The 2,102-nt window shown below is 36.9% G+C and carries 3 protein-coding genes; all 3 read left to right on the forward strand.

The genetic code is table 11. The annotated features are described in order from the left end of the window. The first annotated feature begins 124 nt into the window (after positions 1-124). Entirely contained in the window at positions 125-349 is a 225-nt protein-coding gene (locus W7W_RS0115755) for a hypothetical protein (protein ID WP_010664659.1), read from the forward strand. A gap of 259 nt (positions 350-608) precedes the next feature. Next, entirely contained in the window at positions 609-1,685 is a 1,077-nt protein-coding gene (locus tag W7W_RS0115760; RefSeq protein WP_029510638.1) for a hypothetical protein, read from the forward strand. 194 nt (positions 1,686-1,879) lie between these two features. Beyond that, positions 1,880-2,102: hypothetical protein (locus W7W_RS22340; protein ID WP_010664661.1), on the forward strand; the 223-nt coding region annotated here is incomplete at its 3' end.

Below are 2,102 nucleotides of genomic sequence, written 5' to 3' on the forward strand. Positions count from 1 at the left end.
GTCCGACTTCTGCGTTGTTGCTCAAAATATAAATCCTCAAATACATTAGTATTCTGCGGTTTAATTTTTTCACACGCCTTGAATTTGAACTTTCTATTTCAAACACGTGAAAAACGCTTAGTTTATGGACAGGCACTTATTAGACCCGATCATGAATCTTTTCTGGCCCCGGGAACATGAAAAAGAACCCCGTTACTATTTCTTTAATGTTGGACTGAAAGGCACGAAACCATCAATATACCTGTTTAACACGACCTTAACGAGAAATCAGGATGGAGACTATCTTGATTATGAAATCAAAAAGAATCAGTGGATTATGTCAATTGATGAGTTTAACCTGGTCTATTGACTTCGTCGAACTTCGTTTCATAAGTTTTCGTCATGAGATGTTCAAATACCAATAAATACGGGCAACCGCAAAGAAAATTGATGAAGAGAATAATGAATTATTTTCAATTCAATTTTATTGAGGACGCCTTTATTTAGCAGGTAGTTGAACATCGTAATAGATAATTTGTGAATAGTCCAGGTTAAATCTCTTGCCCGTATCAATGAAGAAAAAACCATTACCAAAACCAATAACCAGGTGTTCTATATGGATTAAAAAATTGTTATTTATTATAATTTGTATTGCTTCATTTGTAGCCTGCAATATTGAGCCCGGCAAGCACGAAACTTCTGATTCCAAAACCGTATCACAACTTGATACGGTTTGGAACGAAGTGGCCCCGTTTAAAAAGAAACACGACATTTTAGATACCGATACCGTATTGATAGGCACCAGTGATTCTATGATGCAAAAATACAATGCCAGTCTTGAAAAACTGGACGGCATTATTCACAGGATAGTAGGAATTGTTAAGCACTACGACAAGCAGCCTATTTACTGGGTGGAAGTTGACAGACAGGGCACTCAAATGCTTCTTTTAGAATTAAATAACAAGCCCTTAACCTATGCTTATACGGGAAGAAGTCCAGAATATAGAATTGATTATCTGAATCCTTATATAGATTGTAGTGGAAAGCAAATTTTAAAGATACGTGCTTTTAGTCCGGAAGTTTTCCCATTTGAAAGCAGTACATCTCCCATCAAACTCCGCATTGGCTACGGTGCCGACAAGCGCAAATCAGATGCCACCCCGGAGTATTTAACCGAAGTAATCACGCTCCCGCAATATGTTCTGGACAACGGCACCCAATATTGGGATACCACCATTACATTTCAGGCGCAGGTGCCATGGAACCACTCACACCGGTTAGAAAATGCCGTAGATTTACGTACTCTGCCCGATTTGGAAGAAAGGGTGCTGAGGAAATATGAGGAAATCAGGCAGTACTTTGTTAATTGTGATATTTCAGGAGAGATTAAGTTTTCAGAAAACAGGATACCATATTATAATGAAGTACTCTATAAGGCAACACTAAATGACATAAAAGAAGGAATAAATGAAGGCCGATTAACTTTTAAACCCAACCATCCGGACAAAAAAGTATTTCCCATCAGTAATTATGAATTAGTAATGTACAAAGACGGGAAAATTGCATTATTAAGGGGCATTTATGATAAAACTGCCGTGATAAAACTGATAAAATATGATCCGGAAGTTTATCCTGAACCATACGAAGTAAAATGGCATGTATTTTTTTATATGCCCGAAGGAGAAACAGAGTTACAGGTCTATTGATTTAATTATTTAAACGTTCGGGATAAGCCTATTAAAAGCGGCCGACCTTTTATTAGTGTTTGTCTGTAAAGTCCGACTTCTGCGTTGTTGCTCAAAATATAAATCCTCAAATACATTAGTATTCTGCGGTTTAAATTTTTCACACGCCTTGAATTTGAACTATCTATTTCAAACACGTGAAAAACGCTTAGTTTATGGACAGACACTTATTAGACCCGATCAGGAATCTTTTCTCGCCCCGGGAACATAACAATGAACCCCGTTATTTTTTCTTTAATATTGGATTGAAAGGAACCAAACCATCATTATACCTGTTTAACACGACCTTAACGAGAAATCAGGATGGAGACTATCTTGATTATGAAATCAAAAAGAATCAGTGGATTATGTCAATTGATGAGTTTAACCTGGTCTATT

This window comes from Marinilabilia salmonicolor JCM 21150 (assembly GCF_000259075.1).
Taxonomy (GTDB): domain Bacteria; phylum Bacteroidota; class Bacteroidia; order Bacteroidales; family Marinilabiliaceae; genus Marinilabilia; species Marinilabilia salmonicolor.